24 protein-coding genes, 1 pseudogene and 1 riboswitch are annotated in these 26959 nt (G+C 70.9%); of the genes and pseudogenes, 13 read left to right on the forward strand and 12 right to left on the reverse strand.

Features of this window, described 5'->3' with window-relative positions; translation table 11 throughout:
- Positions 1–58 precede the first annotated feature (58 nt).
- Both ACWGKQ_RS03510 and ACWGKQ_RS03515 read left to right on the forward strand, forming a co-directional pair.
- On the forward strand, positions 59–1087 hold the full coding sequence (locus ACWGKQ_RS03510; RefSeq protein ID WP_453290189.1) for a chorismate-binding protein: 1029 nt from the start codon (positions 59–61) through the stop codon (positions 1085–1087).
- A gap of 232 nt (positions 1088–1319) precedes the next feature.
- Positions 1320–2246 (forward strand): LacI family DNA-binding transcriptional regulator, encoded by a 927-nt coding sequence (locus tag ACWGKQ_RS03515; RefSeq protein WP_453290190.1) that lies wholly within the window; start codon positions 1320–1322, stop codon positions 2244–2246.
- A 21-nt stretch (positions 2247–2267) separates the two neighbouring features.
- Here the strand turns inward: ACWGKQ_RS03515 and ACWGKQ_RS03520 are convergent, their stop codons facing one another.
- On the reverse strand, positions 2268–2765 hold the full coding sequence (locus tag ACWGKQ_RS03520) for a MarR family winged helix-turn-helix transcriptional regulator (protein ID WP_453290191.1): 498 nt from the start codon (positions 2763–2765) through the stop codon (positions 2268–2270).
- Between the two features lie 137 nt (positions 2766–2902).
- Between ACWGKQ_RS03520 and ACWGKQ_RS03525 the strand changes: the two genes are divergently transcribed.
- From ACWGKQ_RS03525 to ACWGKQ_RS03545, 5 genes are all read left to right on the forward strand, one after another.
- Positions 2903–4246, forward strand: coding sequence for an aminomethyl transferase family protein (locus ACWGKQ_RS03525; RefSeq protein ID WP_453290192.1), 1344 nt, complete (start codon positions 2903–2905; stop codon positions 4244–4246).
- A 213-nt stretch (positions 4247–4459) separates the two neighbouring features.
- Positions 4460–5371: a LysR family transcriptional regulator gene (locus ACWGKQ_RS03530; protein ID WP_453290276.1), complete on the forward strand. Its 912-nt coding sequence runs from the start codon at positions 4460–4462 to the stop codon at positions 5369–5371.
- Positions 5372–5507: 136 nt separating this feature from the next.
- Positions 5508–6638: an MBL fold metallo-hydrolase gene (locus ACWGKQ_RS03535; RefSeq protein WP_453290193.1), complete on the forward strand. Its 1131-nt coding sequence runs from the start codon at positions 5508–5510 to the stop codon at positions 6636–6638.
- A 174-nt stretch (positions 6639–6812) separates the two neighbouring features.
- Positions 6813–8174: a glycine cleavage T C-terminal barrel domain-containing protein gene (locus tag ACWGKQ_RS03540; protein WP_453290194.1), complete on the forward strand. Its 1362-nt coding sequence runs from the start codon at positions 6813–6815 to the stop codon at positions 8172–8174.
- A 195-nt stretch (positions 8175–8369) separates the two neighbouring features.
- Positions 8370–10226, forward strand: coding sequence for a cellulase family glycosylhydrolase (locus ACWGKQ_RS03545; RefSeq protein WP_453290195.1), 1857 nt, complete (start codon positions 8370–8372; stop codon positions 10224–10226).
- Positions 10227–10297: 71 nt separating this feature from the next.
- Here the strand turns inward: ACWGKQ_RS03545 and ACWGKQ_RS03550 are convergent, their stop codons facing one another.
- Positions 10298–11545 (reverse strand): YncE family protein, encoded by a 1248-nt coding sequence (locus tag ACWGKQ_RS03550; RefSeq protein WP_453290196.1) that lies wholly within the window; start codon positions 11543–11545, stop codon positions 10298–10300.
- 179 nt (positions 11546–11724) lie between these two features.
- Here ACWGKQ_RS03550 and ACWGKQ_RS03555 point away from each other — a divergent pair, with 179 nt between their 5' ends.
- Positions 11725–12390 carry a TetR/AcrR family transcriptional regulator gene (locus ACWGKQ_RS03555; RefSeq protein WP_453290197.1) on the forward strand — a complete coding sequence of 222 codons (666 nt, stop codon included), beginning with the start codon at positions 11725–11727 and terminating at the stop codon, positions 12388–12390.
- 77 nt (positions 12391–12467) lie between these two features.
- Here the strand turns inward: ACWGKQ_RS03555 and ACWGKQ_RS03560 are convergent, their stop codons facing one another.
- On the reverse strand, positions 12468–13697 hold the full coding sequence (locus tag ACWGKQ_RS03560; protein WP_453290277.1) for a glycosyltransferase: 1230 nt from the start codon (positions 13695–13697) through the stop codon (positions 12468–12470).
- 217 nt (positions 13698–13914) lie between these two features.
- Between ACWGKQ_RS03560 and ACWGKQ_RS03565 the strand changes: the two genes are divergently transcribed.
- Positions 13915–15894 (forward strand): ricin-type beta-trefoil lectin domain protein, encoded by a 1980-nt coding sequence (locus ACWGKQ_RS03565; RefSeq protein ID WP_453290198.1) that lies wholly within the window; start codon positions 13915–13917, stop codon positions 15892–15894.
- 427 nt (positions 15895–16321) lie between these two features.
- Here the strand turns inward: ACWGKQ_RS03565 and ctaD are convergent, their stop codons facing one another.
- The gene (gene ctaD, locus ACWGKQ_RS03570) at positions 16322–17917 is read right to left on the reverse strand and encodes an aa3-type cytochrome oxidase subunit I (protein WP_453290199.1); all 1596 of its coding nucleotides are present in this window, start codon (positions 17915–17917) and stop codon (positions 16322–16324) included.
- Positions 17918–18022: 105 nt separating this feature from the next.
- Between ctaD and ACWGKQ_RS03575 the strand changes: the two genes are divergently transcribed.
- Positions 18023–18565 (forward strand): RNA polymerase sigma factor, encoded by a 543-nt coding sequence (locus ACWGKQ_RS03575; protein WP_453290200.1) that lies wholly within the window; start codon positions 18023–18025, stop codon positions 18563–18565.
- Positions 18558–19532 (forward strand): CU044_5270 family protein, encoded by a 975-nt coding sequence (locus tag ACWGKQ_RS03580; RefSeq protein WP_453290201.1) that lies wholly within the window; start codon positions 18558–18560, stop codon positions 19530–19532. Before ACWGKQ_RS03575 ends, ACWGKQ_RS03580 begins: the two co-directional genes overlap by 8 nt.
- 10 nt (positions 19533–19542) lie before the next feature.
- Here the strand turns inward: ACWGKQ_RS03580 and ACWGKQ_RS03585 are convergent, their stop codons facing one another.
- From ACWGKQ_RS03585 to ACWGKQ_RS03595, 3 genes are all read right to left on the reverse strand, one after another.
- On the reverse strand, positions 19543–20391 hold the full coding sequence (locus tag ACWGKQ_RS03585; protein WP_453290202.1) for a bifunctional 5,10-methylenetetrahydrofolate dehydrogenase/5,10-methenyltetrahydrofolate cyclohydrolase: 849 nt from the start codon (positions 20389–20391) through the stop codon (positions 19543–19545).
- A gap of 26 nt (positions 20392–20417) precedes the next feature.
- Positions 20418–20500, reverse strand: a riboswitch (ZMP/ZTP riboswitch).
- Positions 20501–20552: 52 nt separating this feature from the next.
- The gene (locus tag ACWGKQ_RS03590; protein WP_453290203.1) at positions 20553–20720 is read right to left on the reverse strand and encodes a hypothetical protein; all 168 of its coding nucleotides are present in this window, start codon (positions 20718–20720) and stop codon (positions 20553–20555) included.
- On the reverse strand, positions 20708–21073 hold the full coding sequence (locus ACWGKQ_RS03595; RefSeq protein WP_453290204.1) for a nuclear transport factor 2 family protein: 366 nt from the start codon (positions 21071–21073) through the stop codon (positions 20708–20710). Before ACWGKQ_RS03595 ends, ACWGKQ_RS03590 begins: the two co-directional genes overlap by 13 nt.
- A 173-nt stretch (positions 21074–21246) precedes the next feature.
- Between ACWGKQ_RS03595 and ACWGKQ_RS03600 the strand changes: the two genes are divergently transcribed.
- Positions 21247–21543: a hypothetical protein gene (locus ACWGKQ_RS03600; RefSeq protein ID WP_453290205.1), complete on the forward strand. Its 297-nt coding sequence runs from the start codon at positions 21247–21249 to the stop codon at positions 21541–21543.
- 60 nt (positions 21544–21603) lie between these two features.
- On the opposite strand, the gene ACWGKQ_RS03605 is transcribed toward ACWGKQ_RS03600, so the two are convergent.
- Together ACWGKQ_RS03605 and ACWGKQ_RS03610 are read right to left on the reverse strand one after the other, a co-directional pair.
- Positions 21604–23370, reverse strand: a complete 1767-nt coding sequence (locus ACWGKQ_RS03605) for an ABC transporter ATP-binding protein (RefSeq protein WP_453290206.1) — start codon at positions 23368–23370, stop codon at positions 21604–21606.
- A gap of 79 nt (positions 23371–23449) precedes the next feature.
- Positions 23450–24031: a rhodanese-like domain-containing protein gene (locus ACWGKQ_RS03610; RefSeq protein WP_453290207.1), complete on the reverse strand. Its 582-nt coding sequence runs from the start codon at positions 24029–24031 to the stop codon at positions 23450–23452.
- 71 nt (positions 24032–24102) lie between these two features.
- Here ACWGKQ_RS03610 and ACWGKQ_RS03615 point away from each other — a divergent pair, with 71 nt between their 5' ends.
- Positions 24103–24390, forward strand: a complete 288-nt coding sequence (locus tag ACWGKQ_RS03615; protein WP_089103491.1) for a metal-sensitive transcriptional regulator — start codon at positions 24103–24105, stop codon at positions 24388–24390.
- On the opposite strand, the gene ACWGKQ_RS03620 is transcribed toward ACWGKQ_RS03615, so the two are convergent.
- The 3 genes and pseudogenes from ACWGKQ_RS03620 to ACWGKQ_RS03630 all read right to left on the reverse strand — a co-directional run.
- Complete coding sequence (locus ACWGKQ_RS03620) at positions 24379–25131, reverse strand: sulfite exporter TauE/SafE family protein (RefSeq protein WP_453290208.1); 753 nt, start codon at positions 25129–25131, stop codon at positions 24379–24381. The two genes, ACWGKQ_RS03615 and ACWGKQ_RS03620, sit on opposite strands and share 12 nt — an antisense overlap.
- Positions 25128–25451 carry a rhodanese-like domain-containing protein gene (locus ACWGKQ_RS03625; protein WP_453290278.1) on the reverse strand — a complete coding sequence of 108 codons (324 nt, stop codon included), beginning with the start codon at positions 25449–25451 and terminating at the stop codon, positions 25128–25130. The genes ACWGKQ_RS03620 and ACWGKQ_RS03625 overlap by 4 nt, the downstream gene beginning before the upstream one ends.
- A pseudogene (locus ACWGKQ_RS03630) lies at positions 25449–26831 on the reverse strand (MBL fold metallo-hydrolase); the annotation flags it as partial. The pseudogene ACWGKQ_RS03630 and the gene ACWGKQ_RS03625, both read right to left, overlap by 3 nt.
- Between the last annotated feature and the right edge of the window lie 128 nt (positions 26832–26959).

Here is a 26959-nt window from a genome sequence, read left to right on the forward strand (position 1 = left end):
GAACCCGCCGGAACGCGGGCCCGGCAGCGAGGAGCCCTCGCGGCAAAGGAGGTTCGGAATGGACCAGTTCCCCGCCATGGCCCTGCTCGGGGGACATATCGCCACCGGTCTCGCGGACGTCACCCACGATGCCGCGGCGCTGGACTCCGAGGGCTTCTGGGCAGTGGTGACAGACTTCGAGGGACACCTGACATGCGCCCGCTTCCGCGACGTACGACGGACGGACGACCGCCGCCTTCCCACCGGGCCGTGGCGCGGCCCTCGGGCCGACGCATGGACCTCCTCACTCGACCGCGCCGCCTACACGGACGGAGTGACACGTATCCGCGAGCACATCGCCGCCGGTGAGGTCTACCAGGCAAACCTGTGCCGGGTGCTGTCCGCTCCGATCGCGCCGGACGCCGATGTCGTGGCACTCTCCGGCCTGCTGGCACGGCACAATCCCGCGCCGTACGCGGGTGTCGTCCGCCTGCCGCGGCACGGTGTGGAGGTGGCCACCGCCTCGCCGGAACTCTTCCTGAGGCGCACCGGGAGAGATCTGGCATCGGGGCCCATCAAGGGAACCGGCCGTACCGAGGCGGATCTGCTGGAGAAGGACCGCGCGGAGAACGTGATGATCGTCGACCTGGTCCGCAATGACCTCGGTCGCGTCTGTGTCCCCGGTTCCGTGGCCGTACCCGACCTGTGCGCGGTCGAGAAGCACCCCGGGCTCGTCCACCTGGTGTCCACGGTGCGAGGGCGACTGCGTGCGGGCGTGGGCTGGCCCGGGTTGCTGACGGCGACGTTCCCGCCCGGTTCGGTCACCGGGGCGCCCAAGGAGAGCGCCCTGCGGATCATCAAGGCGTTGGAGACCTCACCCCGCGGCCCCTACTGCGGTGGCATCGGCTGGGTCGACGCCGACCGCGGACGCGGCGAACTGGCGGTCGGGATCCGCACCTTCTGGATCGACCGCGGCGAAGGGCTCCTCAGGTTCGGCACCGGAGCGGGCATCACCTGGGGTTCGGAACCCGAGCGGGAATGGGAGGAGACCGAGCTGAAGGCACATCGGCTGTTGGCCATCGCGAGCGGAGGTTCGCCAGGTCGGTAGATCGGGCAGCGCTCCGCTGCGGCAGCGGAGCGTGCGGGGTACGCGTGCGATGGGCGCGTCGTCGAAGCGCCGCGGACCGTGAAGGCTTCCGCGGTCCGGTGGGGTGGCTGCTTGTCATGGAGGGCTGAATCGATCTAGCGCGTAGAGTGGACCCAGCGTGCCCCATGTCGTCTGGTGATGCCTGCCGGCGGGGGCGTGCGGTGTGCACGGCTGACGAGGGGAGTGCGCGGGCATGGGCCGTTCGGGCCGGGTGACGTTGACCGACGTGGCCAAGGCGTCCGGTGTGTCGCGGGCGACGGTGAGTTTCGTGCTGAACGACGACCCGCGCCAGACGATCTCGGCGGCCACCCGGGAGCGGGTCGTGGAGGCCGCTCAGGATCTGGGATACGTCCCGCACGGGATCGCCCGGGCACTGCGCGAGGGATCTTCGCGCATCGTGGTGCTCAACGTCGACTGGGGCATGGAGGGCAACTTCTCCCGTAGCTATGTCCGGGGCCTGGACGAGGAGTTGGCCGAACACGACCACATCCTTCTGGTCCGGCACGGACACTCGATCCCCGAGGCCACGCAGAAGGTTCTGGACACCATCGCGCCGCGGGCGGTGCTGCGGCTCGGCGAGGCCTACATGCAGGGTCACGAACCGACCGAGGACGACTGGGAGAACGGGTTCGCCGCCAACGCCGCGCTGCAGATCGGATACCTCGTCGACCGTGGGCACACCCGGATCGCCCTGGCGATGCCCGACCATGACTTCCCGCTGACCGAGGCCCGGCTCGGATTCTCCCGGGAGGCCGCCCGGCGTCGAGGGCTTCCGCCCCTGGAGTGCCTGGTCGTGCCGAGGCCGCGGGAGGCCGGTGCGGCCGCGATCGAGTCGTTCCTGGCGGCCCACGCCGACGTGACCGCACTGGCGGCCTTCGACGACGACATCGCGCAGCGCAGCCTCGCAGCCCTCCGGGATCTCGGGCTGCGGGTGCCCGAGGACATGGCCGTGATCGGCTTCGACGAGACCGAGCACGGCTCGCTGTCCACGCCCGCGCTCACCACCGTCCACATCGATGCCGAAGTCCTCGGGCGGATCGCCGCCCGCAACGCCCTGGGCATCGGCACCGGGGGGCTGGCGCCCGTGCCCGGCCGGATCGTGGCACGCGCGTCGGCCTGACCGCGGCAGGCCGTCCGCCGCTCACGGTGTGGTGCGGACCACCGGCCACATCCCCGCGTACGCGGGATCCTCGCCCTCCAGCGCGACGAGCAGCTTCCGCAGCTGTCCGATGACCTCGTCCTTCCCTCCGTCACCCAGGATCTCGCCGAGGGCGGCGTCGATCGCGGCGATGCGTGCCCGGCCGTCCGCGACGCCGGCGAGGCCCGCTTCGGTGAGCTCGTGAAGGATGACGCGCTTGTGCACCGGATGCGGCAGCCGTCGGACCCATCCGACGCGTTCGAGTTGTGAGAGGGCCGTCGTCACGCTCTGCGGCGTGATGTGGAAGAGCCGTGACAGGTCCGAGGCGGACATCAGGCCGAGTTCGTCGAGGTGAACGGCGAGGCCGAGCTGGGTCACCGTGACGTCGAGTCCGTCGAGTGCGCCCTGAAGCCGGCCGTGCACGGCCTGCTGCGTTCGCCACAGTACGTGGGGCAGCCCGTCCTGCCATGCGGGACCCGTGCTGTCCTTCGCCGAAGACATCGTCACCCTCCGTTCGTGCGGGACGCCAGTATCCGCCCGAGAACACTGTTTCAGATGTCTTAAAACTTTGCAGACATCTGTTATACGGTCTCAGGGCGCAGCGACGAGGCTGTGCACCGGTGACCGAGAGGAATCCCATGCCCAGTCTCGAAGAAGAGATCAACAAGGCTGGAGGGGCGCTCGCCCTGCTTCGGCAGGGGCGCTCCGGGGCGTACCCGTTTCCGATAAAGCCCGAGTTCAGCAACTGGCGTGACGAGCAGGAGGCGTGGCGCAACAGCGCGGCGCTGATGGACCTGTCGCACCACATGACGGACCTCGTCGTGCAGGGGCCCGACACGTACAGGCTGCTCGAACACCTCGGGGCGAACAGTTTCCAGGGCTTCGGCCCCGGGAGCGCCAAGCAGCTCATCACGGTCCGTCCCGACGGCTACATGATCGGCGACTGCATCCTGTTCTGCGTCGGCGACCGGCACGTCCGGATCGTCGGCCGTCCGCCGGCCCTCAACTGGGTCCAGTTCAACGCGGTCACCGGTGACTGGGACGTCACCGTCCGCCGGGACGAGCGCACCGTGAACAATCCGAAGGGCCGGGAGCTGTTCCGGCTCCAGCTGCAGGGCCCGCACGCCGCGGCGATCTTCGAGAAGGTCAACGGCGGCCCCATGCCGGACATCCCGTTCTTCACCATGGGCCGCTTCAACGTCGGCCCGCACGAGGTCACCGCGCTCAACCACCGCATGTCCGGCTTCCCCGGCTACGAGTTCACCGGCCCGTACGCGGACCTCGACCCGGTGCGCGACCTGATCGTGGAGGCCGGCGCCGAGTACGGCCTGCGCCAGGTCGGCGCCCGCGCCTACGCGTCGGTCGCCACCGAGTCGGGCTGGATCGCCAACACCCTGCCGGCGACCTACTCCGGTGAGGACATGAAGGCGTTCCGCGAGTGGCAGTCGGCGCGTTCGTTCGAGGGCAACCTCGCGCTCGGCGGCAGCTACGTCGCCGACCGGATCGAGGACTACTACACCACCCCATGGGACCTCGGCTACGGCCACATCCTCAAGTTCGACCACGACTTCGTCGGGCGCGAGGGACTCGAGGCGATCAAGGACCGGCCGCACCGCCGCAAGGCCTGGGTGCTCTGGGACCGCGACGACGTCGGGAAGATCTTCGCGAGCATGTACGAGAAGGGCGCCGGGCGCTTCAAGTACATGGAGATGCCGGCGGCGTTCTACACCGCCTGCCAGTTCGACCGGGTGGAGAAGAACGGCGAACTCGTGGGAGCGGCGATGCTCACCTCGTACTCCGCGAACGTGCGCGGCTGGATCTCGCTCGGCATGATCGACCCGGCGGCCGTGGCCGGCGACCGGGTGGAGATCGTCTGGGGCGAGCCGAACGGCGGCTCGCCCAACCCGGCCGTCGAGCGCCACGCCCAGACCCGCGTGCGCGGAACGGTCATGGCGCGTCCGTTCGCGACGAAGAAGCACTGACCCGGGGGCGATGCGGCTGGGGGAGCGGGCTCGGCGAGGACGGGGACAGGGACGGGGACACTTCAGGTCTCGTGGTCATGAACGGTCTCTGTTACAGTCACTAGATCGATCTAGTGACGCTTGAGCGCGTCGACTGGCTCCGCCCAACCGCACCGCCCCATGTTCGACACGGCCCGGAGGGGCGCCGGCGCCGTGGACGACCGGAGGAACGCCGTGGACCGTCTGCTCCTCATGCGCAGTTTCGTCATCGTCGCCGGCCTCGGCAGCTTCAACGGAGCCGCCAAAGAGCTGGGGTCGTCGGGATCACTCGTGTCGCGCCATGTCGCCGAGCTGGAGCGACAGGTCGGCGTCCGGCTCGTCAACCGCACGGCCCGGTCGGTGAGCCTGACCGAACCGGGTCTGCGGTACGCCGAGTTCGCCGCCCGCATCGTGAAGGAGATCGACGCCGAGGACTCCGACATCGCGCAGCTGCACGACAGGGCGGAGGGCGTGCTCGGCATCATCTGCCCGAAGTGGATAGGGAGCCTGGATCTCGGGGACGCCATCGCCGCGTTCTCCGCCGCGCACCCCAAGATCCAGATCCGGTTCGAGCTGGGAGGCGTGTCCGACCGGACCTACGACTTCCTGGACGGCGGTTTCGACCTGGCGTTCCACACCCGGGACCTCCGGAACTCCAACGTACGTCTGAAGAAGATCGCCTCGCTGCCCTTCGTCCTGTGCGCGTCGAAGAAGTACGTCGACGAACACGGCGCCCTGGCGCACCCCAACGACCTGGCGGCCCACGACTGCCTGGTGCACGTCAACGACCCCGTCTGGCGCCTCGGCCACGGCTCCACCTCCACGCTGCACAAGATCCGCAATGTGGCCTTCTCGTCCAACTCGTACATCGCCCTGCAGAAGGCGGCCGTGCACGGGCGCGGCATCGCCCTGCTGCCGCAGCGGTCCGCCTACGACGATCTCGTCTCCGGGGCCTTGCAGGTCCAGCTGCCCGAACTGGCGGCACCCGACCGGCCGCTCTACGCGATCCACGGGCCCGGGCCGGGTACCCAGCGCAAGATCACGGTCTTCCTGGACTTCCTCGCCCAGTGGTTCGCGGCGAACCCGATTCCCACGTTCGGCCGTTGACATCCGCCGACACTTGCGTCGTGCGAAACCTTACAGTTCGCCCCGGGAACTCATATTTTGTACCGACTGATGGACAGTCGCGCTCGGTGTGGCCACTGTGGCAACGCGAATCGAGCCGCGAAGGAGCTGTCTCTTCATGTGCGAACCCCTGGGTGAACCGACGTCCCGCCGGACGATGCTGGGCGCGATGGCGGCTGCCGCCGCTGCCGCTGTCGCCGTACCGCTGCTGGACGCCGAGCCGGCAGCGGCGGCGGCGAACGCCGGATCCGTGCCCTCCACAACGGGCCTGTCCGTGACGCTGCTCGGCACCAACGGCGGGCCGCCGCCCCTGGCGAACCGTTACGGCATCTCGTCGGCGCTGACGGTGGGCGGCAGGACGTATGTCGTCGACTGTGGACGAGGGGCGGTGACCCAGTATCTGCGTGCCGGTCTGTCGATGCCGTCGCTGGCCGGCATCTTCCTGACCCACCTGCACGCGGACCACGTCGTCGACTACTACTCGTTCCCGCTGCTGTCGGCGGGCGCCTCGGGCGCGCAGGGCTTCCAGAACCCGATCGAGGTCTACGGTCCCGGTCCGGCCGGTGTCGTTTCGACCGTCGCCGGGGCTCCGGGGCCGGTGCCGGGCACCGTCGAGATGACGAGGCTGGCAGGTCAGGCGTACGCGGCGTCGCCGACCTTCTTCATGGCCGAGCACGCGGGCGTCGACCCGGCGACCCTGCTCGACGTCCACGACGTGCTGCCGCCGTCCGGTGCCGGCGCCTCGGCGACGAACACCGCGCCGGCCATGGCCCCGTTCACCGTCATGGAGAACGACGACGTGAAGGTCACCGCCGTCCTGGTCCCGCACGGCGCGGTGTTCCCCGCCTACGCGTACCGCTTCGACACGGACCACGGCAGCGTCGTCTTCTCCGGCGACACGGCACCGACCCCGAACATCAGCACGCTCGCGGCGCACGCGGACGTCCTGGTCCACGAAGCCCTGTACCCGGCGGGTCTCGCGAGTCTCGGTCTGCCCCAGGCACTGATCGACCACATCACCTCGACCCACACGGACGTGGCCGAACTCGGCCGGATCGCAGCCGAGTCGGACGCGGGAACCCTGGTCGCGACCCACCTCGGCCCGGGACAGCACTCCGCGGTCTCCGACGCGACCTGGCGTCGCCTGCTCCACGACAGCGCACGCCGGGCCGGCTTCGGCGGATCGATGGTGCTGGGCACGGACCTGTTGCAGCTGCCGGTACGACGGGGAGGGCCCCGCAGGTCCTGACCGGCCCGGCACCGCGCAGAAGTTCCGCATTGCTTGCGCCGCGCGACCGGTCAACGGTGCGTCACGACTCTCGCCTCGCCCCGAAACGCCTGTTACCGTCCGACTTAATCGATCTAGCACCGGGGCGGCGCTCCGGACGGCACCCTGGACGACGGCCACTCGACGGAGAGTGAAATGGACCTTCTCTCACAACAGCGCAGTACCTATGAAGCGGTCCTCCGACTGAACGACGCACCGTTCATCACCGAGCGGCCGGCGATGTTCAGCCCGGCCGCCGCGGCCCAGGACGAGGGCAACACGCGGGGCACCTACGGTCGCTTCGCGCAGCTTCTGCTCCCCGAGGAGTACTCGGACTGGGTCGAGGAGAGCGCTGCCCATGTCGGTTCGTGCTACGTCGGCGACTGGAGCTCCCTGCACAAGGTGAAGGTGCACGGTCCGCAGGCGCTCGCATTCCTGAGCCGGTTGGGGATGCGGGACCTGTCACGTTTCGAGACCGGGCAGATCAAGCACCATGTGCAGCTCGACGAGAACGGCTGGATCGCCTCCGAGGGCGTGCTGTGCCGGCTCGGACCCGACGAGTTCGTCTACACCGCGGGCAGTTGCGACTGGCTGCTGTGGCAGCTGAGCCTGGGCGGCTGGGACGCCGCGGCCACCGACATCAGCCCCGACGTGTTCATCTTCGGCGTTCAGGGCCCGGCGTCCCTGGCCGCGCTGGAGAAGCTGACGGGGGACGATCTCCGCGACATCGGCTTCAGCCGCAGCCGTATGTCGACGGTCGACGGGGTCCCGGTACGGGTCCTGCGCACCGGGATCTCGGGCGAACTCGGGTACGAGCTGCACGGGCCCGCCGAACACGCCAACGAGATCTGGGCGGCGGTCGTGGCGAGCGGGCAGGACGTCGGCATTCGTCAACTCGGCTTCCGGGCCCAGCCTGTTCAGCACATCGAGGCCGGGATCGCGACCAACGGGCTGGACTATCTGCCGGCGTCGATCCTCACGCCGGGTGCACCGAGGCAGTTCCGCAAGGGCGTGCCCAGCGGCAGTTTCGTCCCGGTCAACGGGGTGACCGACTACTTCCGCAAGCCGGGCGAACTCGGCTGGGGGTTCCGCAAGGGCGTTCCCGACCGCGACTTCATCGGCCGGGACGCACTTGTCAGGGACGCCGAAAGCGGCGCCCCCACCCGCCGGCTGGCAGGTCTGCGCTGGAACGAACAGGACGTCGCCGGCATCCTCACCTCGCTCCTGAGCGAGGCCGAGCCGCCCGACCAGATGGAGATGCCGCGCGGCCGCGGTCCCCACTTCGACCAGGTCCTGGTGTCGGGTGATCCGGTGGGCGTGGCCACGGGCCGGACGGTGAGCCCGACCCTGCGGGCGATGATCTCCCTCTGTGTGCTTGATCCCGCACATGCGACTCCCGGTACGGAGGTCGGCGTCCTGTGGGGCCGTCCGGGCAGCCCGCAGCGGGAGATCCGCGCGACGGTCACGGCACTGCCCTTCAAACCGGACAACCGGCGCACCGACGTCACCAGGCGGTGACGGTCCTCTCGCGGATCCTCTGCACCCCGGTGCTGCGGGGCCGGTCCCGGAGCGGCCCCGCACCCGGCCGCAACCCGCTGAGCCGCAAGGAGTACCTGTTGAACGTGGCGGGCCGAGTGACCGGCTGAGGGAACCGGTACGAAACTTACTGGCGAGTCAGAAGTATTGACTGTGTCCGGAAATCACCGGACTGTAATGGACATGACGAATATCCGGGCACGACTGATCGTTGTCCTGGTTGTCCTCTGCGGATTCCTCGCGGTGGCGGGCGCCCCGTCCGCCACCGCAGCCACCCCGTCCGGCTCCCTCTGGTTCGACGGCACCGCGCTCACCGTGCAGAACGGCCGTTTCGTCGACGGCCAGGGCCGTGAGGTCGTGCTGCGCGGCTACAACGTCTCCGGCGAGACCAAGCTGGAGGAGAACAGCGGCCTGCCCTTCGCCTCGGTCGCCGACGCGAAGAAGTCCGCCACCGCGCTGCGCGCCCTCGGCGGCGGCAACGCCGTGCGCTTCCTGCTCTCCTGGGCGCACGCCGAACCCGTCCAGGGCCAGGTCGACACCACCTACCTGGCCAACGCGACCGCGCAGATGCAGGCGTTCCTCGACGCCGGCATCCGCGTCTTCCCCGACTTCCACCAGGACCTGTACTCCCGCTACCTGTTCAACTCGGGCAGCTGGTACACCGGTGACGGCGCCCCCGAGTGGGCGGTGGCGCTGGGCGGCTACCCGGCCGAGTCCTGCGGCATCTGCCTGTTCTGGGGCCAGAACATCACCCAGAACACGGCCGTCCAGAAGGCCCAGTACGACTTCTGGCACAACAACTACGGCCTCCAGGACGCCTTCCTGGCCACCGCGCAGACCACCATGACCTACCTGGCCCAGCACCTGACGTCCGACGAGTTCGCGGGCGTGGTCGGCTTCGACCCGTACAATGAGCCGTACGCCGGCTCCTACGACTCCGGCGAGACCTCCCGCACCTGGGAGCAGAACCGGCTGTGGCCCTTCTACCAGAAGTTCCGGGCCCGGATGGACGCGGCCGGCTGGACCAGCAAGCCCGCCCTCGTCGAACCGAACCTCTACTGGAACGGAAACGTCACCAACCAGGAGGGCGGCCTGCTGGACGCGGGCACGCTCGGCTCGCGGTACGTCTTCAACACCCACTTCTACGACCAGAAGGCCATCTCCGGCATCCTGATGTGGGGCAACGCCTCCGACGGGCAGTACTCCACCGACTTCGGCACCATCCGGGACCGGGCGTCGGCCGCCGGAACCACGGCGATCGTCAGCGAGTTCGGGCATCCACTGTCCGGCACCACCTCCGGCAAGGCGCCCACCGTCGACAAGGCGATGTACCAGGCCCTCGACTCCCGCCTCTCCGGGGCGAACTGGTGGTCCACCCCCGCCTCCTCCGGTCCGGTCCTCTCCGGCACCCAGTGGCAGTGGGACATCTACAACGGCCGCCACCACGAGCTGATGAACGACAACCCGGACAAGGTCCTCACCTCCGGCGACGCCTGGAACGACGAGGACCTCTCGGCCGTGAACATGACCGACTCCGGCACCGTGACTCTCCGTCAGGACGCCCGGCTGCTCGACCGGATCTACCCGGGCGCCACCTCCGGCTCCACCCTCGCCTTCACCTACGAGGACCGCTCCCGGGACGGCTCCACGACCCTGACCTGGAACCCGGTGCCCAGCTCGCTGCCGAACGTGGCCGCGCTGGTCGGCTCCGGCCAGTACGCCGTCCAGGTCTGGCGCTCCAGCAGCGCCACCGCACCGACCGAGCTCCACCTTCCGGTCTCCTTCCCGACCGCGTCCACCACCGTCGTCTCCGACCTGGGCACGTCCTACGCGCCCCCGGCGTACACGTCCTCGACCCCGGTCGGCGTGGCGGCGGAACCGGGTGGGACGGGCAGCCGCCGACTGCTGCTCACCGACTCGGACTCCGGCGTGCTGCACTTCGCGCTGGTGACCAACGGGGCGACCGCACCGAGCTCCACCCTGCTGAACGCGGCCAAGGCGGAGCTGGCCGCCTGGGTGGCGGCGAAGTTCTGAGCAGTGCTTCGGCCTCCGGGGTGCCGCGCATCCCGGAGGCCGAAGGTCCTGATGGGCGGTCAACTATGCGGTCAACTGCCGGACGCACCGGCCCAGTCGGACTGTACGTGGCCGAGCCGGACGCGCTGCGGGTGGTCGCCGACCGGGACCGAGGTCACCTTCTGACCGGTGCCGAAGTCGATCGCGGTCACCTGGTCGGCGCCGCTCTCGGAGATGACGCAGTCCTTGCCGTCCCCGCTGACCGTGGCCCAGTACGGCGTGGACGCCGTGATGAGCGGCCCCTCCTGGAGGGTGGCGCGGTCGACGATCGTTGCGTAGTTGTCCATCGTCCCGGCGACGCACAGCTTGGTGCCGTCCGGCTTCATCGAGATGCCGTGGTGACGTGAGTCGAGGAGCCAGGTGGTGCGGTCGGTGCTGGTCGCCGGGTTCGACGGCAGCGTCTTCACCCGGGTGATCTTGTCGGTGGCGATGTCGTACTCCAGGAAGCCGTTGAAGAACGACACCTGGAAGTACATCTTCGACCAGTCGGGCGTGAAGGCCGCGGGCCGGACCGCGTCCGAGAAGTCCGTCAGGCCGACCGCGTCCAGCCGGTCCCGCATGTCGATGATCTTGACCTGCTTGTAGGTGGTGGCGTCGGCGACGGTGATGTGCCGGTCGCCCTTCGTCCAGTCCCAGGCCGGATCGTCGAGCGAGGTGGTGACCTCGCCGATCGACATGTTCCAGATGTACTTGCCGTCGGGGCTGAAGACGTTCTCGTGCGGCTTGTCACCGGTGGCGAACTCGCCCAGCTCCTTGCCGGTGTCGATGTCCAGCACCTGCACCTTGTTCGCGGTGGACGCCGAGACCGCGACCTTCGTGCCGTCGGGGGACACGGCCATGTGGTCGGCGCGGTAACCGGCCACCGGGAAGCGCCAGTTGATCGTGTCGGTGGCGAGGTCGATGGAGACGACGTCGGCGAAGCTCGGGCGGGAGACGACCACGGACCTCCCGTCGGGCGTGGAGTACATGTCGTCCACGTACTGGTCGTGCCCCTGACCGACCTCGTTGCGGATCGACGTGTAGTAGATCCACTTGATGGGGTCGGCGTTGATCTCGGCGATCCGCTGGTCCTTGTCGGGTATGACGTTGATCTGGCCGACCTTGGCGAAGTCGCCGGACGAGTTCAGGACCGTCGCGGTGCCGTCCCAGTTGTTGCCGACGAACAGCACCTCGCGCAGGGACGCGTCGGCCGCGGCGGTGGCGGCGGTCGCGGGTGCGGCGGCGGTCAGGAGGAGGGCGGCGGCCACGGAGCAAAGGTGCCTGGGTCTGAAGGCAGGCATGACTGCTCTCTTCTCTGAGGGGGGTGGGGACGCGCGCGTGTGTGCGGTCACAGGGTCGCGGAATCTGAACACGGGCGCGTTCAAACTGAACTTACTGAAAAGTAAGGATGCGGTGGCTGACTCCACAAGAGGCGTACGCGAGAAAATTGGCCATCGGGCGGTCGACGGAGGGGGCAGACTTGACGGGCAGGATCAAGGCACCGACGGGTCGCTACGGCGGCCGGTCCGCCGAGGAACGCAAGGCCGAGCGGCGTCGGCGCTTCCTGGACGCGGCACTTCAGCTCTTCGGTGACACGCCGGGGTTTCGCGCCACCACCGTCGCGGCGCTGAGCCAGGCCGCGGGTCTGTCGACCCGTCAGTTCTACGAGGAGTTCCAGACCTTGGAGGACGTGCTCGCCGCTTTGCACCTGGAGGTCAACGGGTGGGCGGAGGCGGCGGTGGCCGCGGCGTTCGCGGAGGCGGAGCCGCTGCCGCTGGTCGAGCGGGTGACCGTGCTGTTCCGCGCGTATGCCCGGGACGTGACCTCGGATCCGCGCCGGATCCGGATCGCCTTCGTGGAGGTCATCGGCGTGAGTCCCCGGCTGGAGGAGCAGCGGCTGGCGCGGCGGGCGCGCTGGGTGGAGCTGATATGCACCGAGGCGAACGCGGCGGCGGCGCGGGGGGATGCGGCGCCGCGGGAGTACCGGCTGGCGGCGACGGCGTTCATCGGGAGTGTGAACGGGTTGCTGCACGACTGGAGTGCGGGGTGGGTGGACGCGAGTCTGGATGACGTGGTGGAGGAGTTGGTGCGGTTGTTGGTGGGGATCTTGCGGCCGGAAGGGTGGAGACCGGGGGGCTCGCGGTAGTCGTGTGTCTGCGGGTGCGTGGGGGCTGGTCGCGCAGTTCCCCGCGCCCCTTACGGGGCGCATGCGCCTCTCGGTGTCTATGTGGCTAGCTCGCCGAGCGACTCGGTCACCGGAGCCACGCCGTCCTCAGCCCGGATCCGCTCGCCCAACTCCTTTGCCCGCTCGGTGAATCCAGGATCCCGCGTCGCTTGGCGCAGAGCTCCAGCAAGGGCATTGACGCTCAGTCCCCGCAGCGGAACAGCAGTCGGCGCCACGCCGAGGCTGACCAGTCGCGCTGCCCAGAACGCCTCGTCGAACTGGATCGGCAGGGGGACCGCCGGGACTCCGGCCCGTAGGCCCGCCGCCGTCGTGCCCGCGCCCGCGTGGTGGACCACGGCCGCCATCCGGGGGAAGAGGACCGAGTGCGGCATCTCGCCGATGGTCAGCATGTCGTCGCCGTCGGCGGTCAGGCCGCCCCAGCCGCTCTGGATCACCCCGCGCAGCCCGGCCTTGCGGAGGGCCGCCACCACCTGCCGACTCAGGCGCTCGGCGTCAGGGACCGTGGCGCTGCCGAGGCCGACGAACACCGGCGGTGGCCCGGCGTCGAGGAACGCCCTTACGTCGGAGGGTAGTTGGGCCGCACCGTCGTACGGCCACCAGTACCCGGACACCCCGAGGCCCGGGCGCCAGTCACGGGGGCGGGGGACCACCTGGGGGCTGAAGCCGTGCTGGACGGGCCACAGCCGGCGTTCCCTGGCCCGGCGGGCGGCGCCGGAGCGCTGCGGCGGCAGGGCCAGGCGGGTGCGCAGCGCGGGGACGGTGGACGCGAAGACCTGCTCCACGGCCGCGTTCACGCCGTGCCCGGCGATCCGGTTGCCGGTGGCGCCCCAGGTGCCGCCGCCGAGCACCGGAGGCGCGAACTCCCGGGTGGCGGCGAGCGGTTGGAGGTAGACGCCCATACTCGGCAGCCGTAGGCCCTCCGCGATGGTGTGGCCGATCGGGGCCAGGGAGCCGGACAGCAGGAGTACGTCGCTGGCCTGAGCGGCCGCGAGCAGGTCGTCCGTCATCCGTCCGACCAGCCGGCGGGCCATCTCCACCACCCGCAGCAGCTTGCCGACCCCGCTGGCACTGCGGTGCAGCCCGCGTCCCCGGGTGGACTCAAGCTCGGTCCGGGGATCGACCGGCAGGGGGTGGAAACCGACTCCGGACCCTTCGACCAGCCCCGCGAAGCGGCCGTGGGTGACCAGGGTGACCTCGTGTCCGGCACGGCTCAGCCCGTACCCGAGTCCGGTGTAGGGGGCCACATCGCCCCGCGAGCCCGCCGTCATGATCGCTACGCGCACGACCAGCAGTATGGCGGCACGCGCACCCTCATGGGGTGAACGACTCGACAGGTGGGGCGACTTCACGCCTGTCACAGCCGTTGACTTCACCCTCCGGCGGCTCTACGGTCGGCGCGCGATGTGTTCGGAACACCGATCTATGTTCGCGATTTCGAACACGATTGAGCCGTACCCCCCTCGTGCACCCCCGTGGAGGAGCCGCATGTACCCCCCGCCCAGAACGACCGGCAGCGGTCCCGTACGACATCTGTGGGCCGCCGCCGTACGCGCCCTCGCCCTGGCCCTGACGGCCGCCGCCGCGCTTCTCTTCGCCACGCCGGGACCGGCCCGGGCGGCGACCGTCTCGCAGGTCTCGGTGCCCGCCGCCCCGATGGGCTGGGCCTCCTGGAACAGCTTCGCGGCGAAGATCGACTACGACGTCATCAAGGCGCAGGTCGACGCGTTCGTCGCGGCCGGCCTCCCGGCCGCCGGCTACAAGTACATCAACATCGACGAGGGCTGGTGGCAGGGCACCCGGGACAGTGCCGGCAACATCACCGTCGACACCAGTGAGTGGCCCGGCGGGATGAGCGCCATCGCCGACTACATCCACAGCAAGGGCCTGAAGGCCGGCATCTACACCGACGCGGGCGCGAACGGCTGCGGCTACTACTACCCGACGGGCCGCCCCGCCGCCGCCAACACCGGCAGCGAGGGGCACTACGCGCAGGACATGCTCCAGTTCTCGGAGTGGGGCTTCGACTTCGTAAAGGTCGACTGGTGCGGCGGCGACGCCGAGGGACTGGACGCGGCGACCGCGTACAAGTCGATCAGCTCGGCGGTCGCCACGGCCGCGGCCACCACCGGCCGTCCGCTGACCCTGTCCATCTGCAACTGGGGCTACCAGAACACCTGGAACTGGGCGACGGGCCTCGCCCCCATGTGGCGGACCAGCACGGACATCTACTACTACGGCGGCACGGCGTCCCAGGCGAGCGTGCTCTCCAACTTCGACCAGACCCTGCACCCGGCCGCCCAGCACACCGGCTACTACAACGACCCCGACATGCTCACCGTCGGGATGTCCGGACTCACCGCAGCCCAGAACCGCACCCACATGGCACTGTGGGCGATATCAGGCGCCCCGCTGCTCGCCGGCAACGACCTCACCACGATGACCAGTGAGACGGCCGCCATCCTCAAGAACTCCGACGTCATCGCCGTCGACCAGGACGCGCGCGGACTCCAGGGCGTCAAGGTCGCCGAGGACACCACCGGCCTCCAGGTCTACGGCAAGGTCCTCTCCGGCACCGGCAACCGCGCGGTCGTGCTGCTCAACCGCACCTCCTCCGCCCAGAACATCACCGTCCGCTGGTCCGACCTCGGCCTGACCAGCGCCTCCGCGACGGTCCGTGACCTGTGGGCGCAGTCGAACCTCGGGTCGTACGCCACGAGTTACACCGCCAGCGTCCCGGCGGGCGGCTCGGTGATGCTGAAGGTGAGCGGCGGCACGGAGGCGTCGAGTACGAGTTACAGCGCCACCTCCACCGGCAAGTACACCGGCGTCGGCGCCGCGAGCACCGGCCTGGACGTCGTCGACGTCGCCTACACCAACACCGGCTCCACCGCCGTCACCGGCACCCTCCAGGTGAACAGCCAGACCGCCACGACGGTCTCCTTCCCGCCGACCGGGTCCTCGCAGGGCACCGTGTCCGTGCAGGTCGACCTGAGCAAGGGGTCGGGCAACTCGCTCACCTTCAGCGGGAGTTCGCTGCCGACGCTCGGCTCGATCGCGGTGAGCCCGATCCCCGGAACCAACGGCACGCTCCTCGTGGGCAAGGCGTCCGGCCGCTGTGCCGACGTCTACAACAACACCATCACCAACGGCACCCAGGCCGAGATCTGGGACTGCAACGGCGGCCAGAACCAGGCCTGGACGTACACCTCCCGCAAGGAGCTCGTGGTCTACGGCAACAAGTGCCTGGACGCGTACAACCAGGGCACGACCAACGGGACCAAGGTCGTGATCTGGGACTGCAACGGGCAGAACAACCAGAAGTGGAACGTCAACTCGGACGGGACGATCACGAACGTCAACGCGGGGCTGTGCCTGGACGCGTATGGCGCGGGCACGAGCAACGGGACTTCGCTGGTGCTGTGGGCCTGCAATGCAGGGACCAATCAGCAGTGGAGTCAGAGTTGAGTCGGTAGTTTGTCGGGTGCGGGTGGGCTGTGGCTGGTCGCGCACACGCGGCGGCAGCCGCATATCAGTCACAGCCCCCGCCCCTAAAGGGGCGCTCGTGCAGACAGCGTCAGCAGAATTGTGGCCGTCAGTAGGGCGCAGGCCAGCAGGAAGCAGGCCAAAAGGCGTTGACGCAGAGACCGGTATCTCGTCTCGTACTCACACCTCATCTGCTCGGCCCGATTCGTCGTGCGGTGCCAGGACGATTTGGCCAGTTCCAAGTACTCGGCTTCGAAGTGTCGTTCAAGATCGGTCCGTTGGGTGTCCGTGAGCCAACCGATACGGTCTGCCAGCCGAGTTGCCGCCCTCCGGCCCTCCTCCCTGGTCGCCGCCAGCAGTAGATGTCCCTCGACCTGGTTGACCAGCGCCCGTTCCTCCTCGTTCACGCTCATCGCGCGCTCAACTCCCGCTCCGCGGCATGGTGCAGGTCGAACGCCGGTGACTCGCTGCGGATCCGGGGGAGGGTGACGAAGTTGTGGCGCGGGGGCGGGCACGACGTCGCCCACTCCAGTGAACGGCCGTAGCCCCACGGGTCGTCCGACTCGACCTTCTCTCCGTACTTGGCGGTCTTCCAGACGTTGTAGAAGAACGGGAGCAGTGACGAGCCCAGCAGGAACGAGAAGATCGTCGAGACCGTGTTGAGGGTGGTGAAGCCCTCGACCGCCAGGTAGTCGGGGATCCGGCGTTGCATGCCTTCGGCGCCCAGCCAGTGCTGGACCAGGAAGGTGCCGTGGAAGCCGGTGAACAGGGTCCAGAAGGTGATCTTGCCGAGGCGCTCGTCGAGCATCTTGCCGGTGAACTTGGGCCACCAGAAGTGGAATCCGGCGAACATCGCGAAGACGACCGTACCGAAGACCACGTAGTGGAAGTGGGCGACGACGAAGTACGAGTCGGAGACGTGGAAGTCGATCGGCGGGGAGGCGAGCATCACACCGGTCAGGCCGCCGAAGACGAACGTCACCAGGAAGCCCGTGGTCCAGAGCATCGGGGTCTCGAAGGACAGCGAGCCCTGCCACATCGTGCCGATCCAGTTGAAGAACTTCACTCCCGTCGGGACCGCGATCAGGAAGGTCATGAAGGAGAAGAAGGGGAGGAGCACGCCTCCCGTGACGTACATGTGGTGGGCCCAGACGGTGACCGACAGGCCCGCGATCGCGATGGTGGCCGCCACCAGGCCCAGGTAGCCGAACATCGGCTTGCGGGAGAAGACCGGGATGACCTCGGAGATGATGCCGAAGAACGGCAGGGCGATGATGTAGACCTCCGGGTGGCCGAAGAACCAGAAGAGGTGCTGCCAGAGCAGTGCTCCGCCGTTGGCCGCGTCGAAGACGTGGGCGCCGAACTTGCGGTCCGCCTCCAGGGCGAACAGCGCGGCGGCGAGGACGGGGAAGGCGAGCAGGACCAGGAGTGCCGTCAGGAGGACGTTCCAGACGAAGATCGGCATGCGGAACATGGTCATGCCGGGGGCGCGCATGCAGATGATCGTGGTGATGAAGTTGACCGCACCGAGGATGGTGCCGAAGCCGGAGAGCGCCAGGCCCATGATCCACATGTCGGTGCCGACGCCCGGCGAGCGGACCGCGTCCGACAGCGGGGCGTAGGCGAACCAGCCGAAGTCCGCGGCACCCTGCGGGGTGAGGAAGCCGCCGACCGCGATGGTGGAGCCGAGCAGGTAGAGCCAGTAGGCCAGCATGTTCAGGCGCGGGAAGGCCACGTCCGGGGCGCCGATCTGGAGCGGCATGATCCAGTTCGCGAAACCCGCGAAGAGCGGGGTCGCGAACATCAGCAGCATGACCGTGCCGTGCATCGTGAAGGCCTGGTTGAACTGCTCGTTCGACATGATCTGCAGACCGGGGCGGGCCAGTTCGGCGCGCATGAACAGGGCCAGCACGCCACCGACGCAGAAGAACGAGAACGCCGTGACCAGGTACAGCGTTCCGATCGTCTTGTGATCCGTGGTCGTGAGCCACTTGAGGTTCCTCATACCCCGCCTGTGTCCGGGCTGTGCGCAGCGGTCACACTCGACGGATGCGACGAGCGTCACGCGGAAGGCTGTGACGATCGGGACGGTGCCGGACATGAACGGGACATGAGCAACGACGAGATCTTCGCCGCTGCCTATCGCGAGCACTACTGGGCGGTCAGCCGCTATGTCGCGCGGCGACTGGACGGGCGGACCGGCGAGGTGGAGGAAGTGGTGGCAGAGGTGTTCACGGTGGCCTGGCGCCGCCGCGCCGACCTGCCGGCCGCCCCGCTGCCCTGGCTGTACGGCGTGGCACGCAACTGCCTCGCCAACGCGGTACGCGGGTACGGGCGCCGGCGCCGGCTGGTGGACCGGCTGGGCAACGACGACACCGCGCACGGACGGCACGTCGTGGCCAGCCCCGGCAGCGAGCCGCCCGGCGGCTGGGTGCACGAGGCGCTCGCCCGGCTGTCCCCGGCCGACCAGGAGGTGCTGCGGCTGACCGCGTGGGAGGAACTCGGCGTCGAGGACGTCGCCGTCGTCCTGCGCTGCGGGAAACGGGCGGCGGCGATGCGGCTGCACCGCGCCCGCGGCCGGCTCAGAGCCGAGATCGACCGACTGCGACCCCCCGCCGCCGAGGCCCTTCGCGAGGAACACCGCCATGGCTGACGAACTCGACCTGCTGCGCGCCGCCGACCCGGTGCCCGCCGACGGCCCGCACTTCGGCGACGGCCCCCTCGACCACACCGCCGAACGGCGCCTCGCCCGGCTGCTGGACGAGCCCCGCCCCGCGCGCCGGGCCCGGCCCCGGCTGGCATGGGGCCTGGTCGCGGCCGCCGCCGTGGTCGCGACCCTGCTGACGCTGCTGCTCGGCGGCTCCGCCGGCACCCCCGCGCTCGCCGCACCCCGGCCGCTGACCGTTCGCGCCCACTCCGTGCCCGTACCGCTCGCGGACGTGGCGAAGCTGGCCGCCGTGGCAGCCCGCGACGGGTCGCCGGCCCTGCGCCAGGGCACCCATGTGCAGTCCTGGAGCCTGGGCATGAGCGATGACAAGCCGCCCGTCACCCTCCCCGAGGAGAGGGTGGTGCGCTGGCGGGCCGACGGCAGCCACACCGAACTCGTCGTGGCCACCGACCCGAGCCGTCCCGGCCGCCCGGTCCTCACCGACGAAGGCGACACACCGCGGCTCGTCGAGGACGGCCATGTGCTCAGCCGCCGGACCTTCCCGCCGATGTGGGGCGACGCCCCGCCACTGGCGACACCCCCGCACGACCCGGCGAAGCTGCGCGCCTACCTCACCGAGCTGAACTACACCGACACCCTGAGCACCCCCGAACTCCTCGACGCCGCCGCTGAGTTGCTGGACAACTGGACGCTCGGCGCCCACGAGTCGGCGGCGCTGGCCGAACTCCTCGCGAAGGCCGAGGGGCTGCGGCCGGTGGGGGAGGTCACCGACCGGCTGGGCCGCACCGGGCAGGCCTACGTCTGCGACGACGGCTCCGGGGCGCGCCGCATGCTGATCCTGGACCCGGCCACCGGGACCGTCCTCGGCATGGAGGCCACGCTCACCCGGGCCGAGCCGGAGTACGGCGTGCAGGCCGGGGCCGTCATGCAGTACAGCGCCTGGATGCGCTGAGCCCCCCGCGTCACGCCCCGAGCTGCCGGGCGGCCGCCGTCACCGTCTGCTCCAGCAGCACGGCGATGGTCATCGGGCCGACCCCGCCCGGCACCGGCGTGATCAGCGAGGCCCGCTCGACGGCGGTGTCGAAGTCGACGTCACCGACGTTGCCCTCGTTGTAGCCGGCGTCGAGCACGACCGCGCCCGGCTTGAGGTCCTGGCCGCGGATCAGCCGGGGCCGGCCCACCGCGGCGACCACGATGTCGGCCTCGCGGACGGCCGCCGAGAGATCGCGGGTGCGGGAGTGGCAGTAGGTGACGGTGGCATCGCGGGCCAGCAGCAGCATGCCGGCCGGCTTGCCCAGGATCGCGCTGCGGCCGACGACCACCGCCCGCTTCCCGGCCGGGTCGACGTCGTACGCGTCGAGCAGGCGCAGGATGCCGCCGGGGGTGCAGGAGACGAAGCCCGGCAGGCCGAAGCTCATCGTCGCGAACGACGCGAAGGTCACGCCGTCCACGTCCTTCTCCGGCGCGATCGCCTCGAACGCGGCCCGCTCGTCGATGTGTTCGCCGACCGGGTGCTGGAGCAGGATGCCGTGCACCGCCGGGTCGGCCGACAACTCCCGCAGGACGGCGACCAGTTCCTCGGTGGTCGTGGTGGCGGGCAGGGCCACGTGCCGGGAGGCGATGCCGGCCTTGCGGCTGCGGTTCTGCTTCATCCGGACGTAGGTGACGGAGGCGGGGTCCTCGCCGACCAGCACGGTCGCCAGACACGGCGTGACACCGGTCCGTGCGGTGAGGTCGGCGGCCTGCTTCGCGGTCTCCTCGACGATCCGGCGGGCGACTGCGGTTCCGTCCATGAGGCGGGCCTGGGTCATGCGGCACACTCCTGAGCTGGTTCGACCTTGATCGCCCAGGCGCACGGCATCGACAGTGCGGACCGCTCCCCGGTGGTGCTCCACCTCAGCGCCAGTCACGGCCCGCACCCAGGGTAACCGAGCCGTCAGCGCTTCCCGCCGTCGGTGCGTGCTTCCCGCCGTCAGTGCTTCCGGCGGCGGTGCGGCGCCCGCAGGACCGTCCACAGCAGCACGGCGGACGCACGGCGACGCGGCCGGCGGGTGTGCCCCAGCGCCGCCCGCGCCGAGAAGGTCCAGGTCAACCGGGAACTGACCTGGACCCTCGCGGTCCTCCCGGCTACTCGTCCCATGCCTGGATCATGATCTGCTCGGCGATCTTGCCGTCGCGCAGCGTGATCATCGACTCGGCGAGCACCCGGACCCCGTCCTCGTACTCGCAGGACTCGCTGAAGGCGGCCTTGTCGCCCTGCACGATGCACTGGTCCAGCGTGTGCGTCATGTCGCGGCTGTAGACGTCGTCCAGCAGCGCGGCGATGTCCCTGCGGCCGTGCAGGACCTTGGGGTGACTGGGCTGGGTGTTGCGGTCGATGATGCGGATCTCGGCGTCGTCCGCGTAGAGCGCGAGAAGGCTGTTCCCGGTGTTCCCCTCTATGGCCCGGCGCAGCGTGTCGGTGTCGAACGTGGAACCGGTCGCGGTGCCCATGGTGACCTCCTGCGGGAGCCCGCGACCCGATGCGGAGCAGGCCGCGCGAGCCCCTCACATCGAGCGTCCTCCGGCTCACCGGGCTCGGCAAGCGCAGGCCGTGCGCTCCGCCTGACGGGTGAGGGGGACCGGCTGCCCGTGTCCGGCGCGGCGCCGGGGGCGTTGCTGAGGACATGATCTCAACACGACGTATCGTCGCCGCCGTCGGTCTCGCCGTCGGGGTCACCGGCCTCGCCGCGCCGCTGGCGAACGCGGCCGACGCGAGCGCGCAGCACCCCGGGAAGGTCACCGCGCTCGGCGTGCTCGACTCAATCTCCCGCAGTGACATCCCGGCGGAGTACCGGGGCAGGATGCCGAAGGTCTCGGAGCAGGTGCAGGGGCTGAACGGAGTCCACAAGCTCGGCGAACTGCACCAGGTGACCGACCTGGCCGCGCCCGCCATGGGACTGGTGCCGGGCATCGAAGCCTGACCCCGCCGCACACCGAGGGCCGTCCCGCGCAGGGGCGGCCCTCCTCGTTGCCCGTCGTCCTCAGTGCTCCGAGGCCAGGAACTGGGTCGCCGCCAGCTCCGCGTACAGCGGATCCGCCGCCACCAGTTCGCGGTGCGTGCCCACCGCGCGGACCCGGCCCGCGTCCATGACGACGATCCGGTCCGCCATGGTCACCGTCGACAGCCGGTGCGCGACCACCAGCACCGTGGTCGACCGCGCCACATCGGCGACCGTGTCCCGCAGCGCCGCCTCGTTCACCGCGTCGAGCTGCGAGGTGGCCTCGTCCAGGAGCAGCAGCCGGGGCCGGCGCAGCAACGCCCGGGCGATCGCGACCCGTTGGCGCTCGCCGCCCGACAACTTGGTCCCGCGATGCCCGACCAGGGTCTCCAGCCCCTGCGGCAGCCGGGCCACCAGACCGTCGAGCCGGGTCGTCTTCAGCACCCGCGCGACCGCGTCCTCGTCCGCCTCCGGGTTGCCGAGCAGCAGGTTGTCCTTCAGCGTGCCCGACAGCACCGGAGCGTCCTGTTCGACATACCCGATGGCCGAGCGCAGCAGCGGGAGTTCCCAGTCGGCGACCGGGCGGCCGTCCACGGCGACGGTGCCGGACTCGGGGTCGTAGAACCGCTCGATCAGCGAGAACACGGTGGTCTTGCCCGCGCCGGACGGCCCCACGAACGCTGTCATGCCCCGCGCGGGGACGTCGAAGCTGACGCCGTGGTGGACGTACGGCAGGTCGTCGGCGTACCGGAAGCGCACGTCGGTGAAGGCGACGGCGGCCGGTTCGGCGCCGGCGGACGGCAACTCGGCGGGCCGGGCCGGGAGTTCGGCGGGCAGCCGCAGCGCCTCCTGGATCCGGGCGAGCGCGCCGGCGCCGGTCTGGTACTGGGTGATCGCCCCGACGACCTGCTGGATCGGCTGCATCAGGTAGAAGACGTAGAGCAGGAACGCCACCAGCGTGCCCACGCCGATCGCACCGGTCGCCACCCGGGCCCCGCCCACCGCGAGCACCGTGATGAACGCCAGCTGCATCGCGAGTCCCGCCGTGTTCCCCGCGGCCGCCGACCACTTGGCGGCCCGCACGCTCTGCCGCCACGACTCCTCGGCGGCCTCGTGCAGCGCCAGTTCCTCCCGGTGCTCGGCGCCCGACGCCTTCACCGTGCGCAGCGCGCCCAGCACCCGCTCCAGCGAGGCCCCCATCACCCCGACCGCGTCCTGCGCCCGGCGGCTCGCCCGGTTGATGCGCGGCACGATCGTGCCCAGCACCGTGCCCGCCGCGGCGATCACGACGAGCGTGACGCCAAGCAGCACGGGATCGACCACCCCCATCATCACCACGGTGGCGACCAGGGTGAGTCCGCCGGTGCCGAGCGCGACCAGCGAGTCCGTGGTGACCTCGCGCAGCAGGGTGGTGTCCGAGGTGATCCGCGCCATCAGGTCACCGGGTTCGGTACGGTCCACGGCGGTGATCCGCAGCCTGAGCAGGTACGACGACAGGGTGCGCCGCGCCCCCAGCACCACCGACTCGGCGGTGCGTCTGAGAACGTACGAACCCAGCGCGCCCACCCCGGCGTTGGCGACCACCAGGCCCGCCATCGCGAGCAACTTGGCGGTGATGGAGCGGTCGTGGGACAGGTCGTCGATCAACCCCCGGGCCACCAGCGGCAGCAGCAGCCCGGTCGCCCCCGTCACCAGCGAGAGCACCGCACCCGTCAGCAGGGCCCAGCGGTGCGGCCGGACATAGGAGAGAAGCAGCCGCAGCACGGGCTCTTTCGGCTCTCTCGTCGGAACTGCGTCTGCGGCGGTCACGGTGCTCCTCGTCCGGCGGCGGGCGGCGCCCGCCGACGATCCCCAGGCTACGTCGGCCGCTTCCGGCTCCGGCGTCCGCTCAGCCGCGGGCGGAACCCAGGGCCGCGAGGGTCGCGTCGAGGTCCGTCGCGCGGGGCCGGTTGTGCGGCAGCTTCGCCAGCAGCGCGGCCATGCCGCAGGTGTCGCTGACGGCCGAGAACACCAGGCCGCCCGCCACGCCGGCGGACAGCAGCAGCCAGGCCGGGTGCAGTTGCCCGAGACCCAGCCCGGCGAGGACGACCGTCCCGGCGGTGAGCCGGACCTGGCGCTCCATGGCCCATGCCGTACGGGACGCGCCCGGCGGACGGTGGAGTTCCTGACCGCGCCCGGCCCAGCCGCGGGTGCCGCCGGTGAGGGTGGCCGCCGGGATGCCGTGCCCGGCGAGGACCGCCCGGGCGGTCTCGGCCCGGGCGCCGGAGGCGCAGACCAGGAGGAGCTCGCCGCGTGCCGCGCGCAGCGTGGGCAGGGCCCGGGGCAGGGTGTCCAGAGGGATGTTGTGGGCGCCCGGCAGGTGACCGGAGGCGAACTCGCCGGGGGTGCGGACGTCGACGACGGTCAGCTCCGGCAGGCGGGCGAGGACGTGCTCGGGGTCGAGTCTCGGGTGCGAGGGCGTCGTGGGCATGGGGGTGCGATCCTTCCCGGAGGTGGTGAGCAGCGGGGTAACATACCCCTACGGGTATGTGAGGAGTGGTTGTGGAGCTTCAGTTCGAAGGCGATGAGCTCAAGTCGGTGCTGAACCGGCTGCGCCGGGCGCAGGGCCAGATCTCCGGAGTGATCAAGATGATCGAGGAGGGCCGTGACTGCGAGGACGTGGTCACCCAGCTCGCCGCCGCCTCGCGCGCCCTGGACCGGGCGGGCTTCGCGATCATCGCGACCGGGCTCCAGCAGTGCATCGCGGATCCGGGGCGCGGCGGCTCGGACGGCGAGACCACCGAGCAGATGAAGGCACGGCTGGAGAAGCTGTTCCTGTCACTGGCCTAGCGCGTCGGCCAGCATGAACGCGGCCACCGCGAGCAGCGCGTAGGCGAAGAGCCGCTGGAGGGTGCCCGCGGACAGCCGGGCCGCGAGCCGTCTGCCGTCCCAGGCGCCGAGGACCGCGGCCCCGGCGAACGGGCCCACGGCCGACCAGTCGACGTCCGCCGCCGAACCGGCGCGCGCCGCCAGCGCGGTGACCGAGTTGATCGTGATGACCAGCAGGCTGGTGCCGATCGCCGCGCGCATCCGCAGCCCCACGACGTTCACCAGGGACGGTACGGCGAGGAATCCGCCGCCCACACCGAGCACCCCGGTCACCGCGCCGAGACCGGCGCCCGCCCCGGCCACCCGGGACGCCCGGGCCGGTGCCGGCGTCGTGGACCCCGCGGCCGCCGGCGACAGCATGCGCAGTGCCGCCACGGCGGCGAGCACCGCGAACGCCCCGGTCAGCAGCGCCGCCGGCAGCTGCCGGGAGACCGCCCCGCCGACCGCCGCCGGCACCACACCGGCCGCCGCGAACACGGCACCGGCCCGCCACCGCACCGCGCCCTCGCGGGCGTGCGCGACGAGTGCGGTGGCCGAGGTGACCGTGACGACGACCAGGCTCGCGGTGGTGGCCGCGGCGGGGGTGAAACCGAGCAGATAGATCAGCGCCGGTACGGCCAGCACACTGCCGCCACCGCCCAGGGCCCCGAGCGCCAGCCCGGTGACGGCCCCGGCGCCGAGCGCGAGCACAAGCGCGCTCATCCGGGGGTGACCTCGGCGCTCACCGCGAGGCCCGCCGCGCGCCAGGCGGTCATCCCGCCCACGACGTCCACCGCGTCCAGCCCCCGGGCGGTCAGCAGCGCCGCCGCCTCCCGCGAACGCCGTCCCGAGCGGCAGATCACGACGAGCGGGCGGCCCGCGGCGGCCGGCGGCAGCGGAGCCCCGGCCACCAGCCCGGAGAGCGGGGCGTGCACTGCCCCCGGCGCGTGTCCGGCCGCCCATGCGTCGGCCTCGCGGACGTCCAGCAGCACGGCATCAGCGTCCGTGCGTTCCCGCGCCTCGGCCGGGGTGAGCCGCGCCATCGGCAGCCCGGCCGCGCGCGCCGCCGCGAACCCGTCGTCGACGGCGACCACGGCACGACCGGCCGCGTCGAGGAGCGAGGCGGCGACGGCCGCCCGCATTCCGCCGGCGCAGTGCACCCACACCGTGCCGCCGGGTATCTCTCCGAGCCGCTCCCGCACCTGGTGCAGGGGTATGTGGAGGGAGCCCCGGAGGTGGCCGTCGGCCCGTTCGGTGTCCCGGCGCACGTCCAGGACGACGACGTCCCGTGTCCCGTGTGCCGCCAGCTCCGCGAACGTGGCGCGGGGGAAGGAGCGGGGCCGCTCGCCCGCGCGCAGCCAGGCCCGGGGAGTGCCGGTGGCGGCCGCGGCCGGGCGGTCGATGCCGACGCGGGTCAGTTCCCGCTGGGCGGCGGCGAGCTGCGCGGCCGACTCGGCGAGCAGGGTGACCGGTCTGCCCCAGGGCAGCAGCCAGGCCAGATGGGTGGCGAGCCGCCCGTCGGCCTCGAAGTTGAGCGTGCCGGCGACATGCCCCTCGGCGAACGCCACCCGGTTGCGCAGGTCCACCACCCATTCCCCGGCCGCCAGCCGTGCCGCGATCTCCGTCGCGTCCGCCCGGTGCGGCGGCGTGAGGTCGACGGGGGCCGGGCCCCGGGAGTTCAGCGGGCCCATGTGGGCGTAGTAGGCCGGTACGTCGTCGAGCCGGGCCAGCAGGCCGGCGACGAACGTGTCGACGTCCTTGACCAGCGCCTCGTTCACCGCGCGCTCCCGGCCGACGGTGCTGGCCGGGCCGGACGCGTCCCCGGCCGAGCAGAAGCTGCCGAAGCCGTGGGTCGGCAGCACCGCGGTCCCGTCCGGCAGCTCGGCGGCCAGCCGGTGCGCCGAGGCGTGCTGCGCCCGGGCCAGCTCACCGGTGAGCCGGGGCTCCACCAGGTCGGGCCTGCCGACGGTGCCGATCAGCAGCGAGCCGCCGGTGAAGACGGCCACCGCGCGGCCGGTCTCGCGGCCGGTCTCGCGGCCGGTCTCGCGGCCGGTCTCCTCCAGGACGTACGACGTGTGGTGCGGGGTGTGCCCGGGGGTCGCCAGCGCGCGCAGCGCAAGCCCCGCCTCGATCTCCAGCACGTCCCCGTCGGCCACCGGCACCCGCTCGTACGCCACCCGCGCCCCGGCCGGCACCACGTAAGCGGCCCCGGTCAGCCGGGCCAGCTCCAGGCCGCCGGAGACGTAGTCGTTGTGCACGTGCGTCTCCACGACATGCGTGAGCCGCACCCCGCGCCGGGCGACGGCCGTCAGCACCCGGTCGACGTCCCGGGGCGGATCGACCGCGGCGGCGCCGTGCGCCCCGCCCGCCAGATAGCCGCGGTTGCCCAGTCCTGGCACCTCGATGGTGTCGATGAAGGACACGACAGCACTCTCCTCTCCTCGTTCCCCGAGGTGAATTACCCCCTGGGGTATATCTAGCACCGTAGCAGAGGTACCCCCGGGGGTATGTGGCGAAGAGGGTGAGCACCACGGACGGTGGTCGTCCGGGA

It is taken from the genome of Streptomyces sp. NPDC054770, assembly GCF_053611985.1.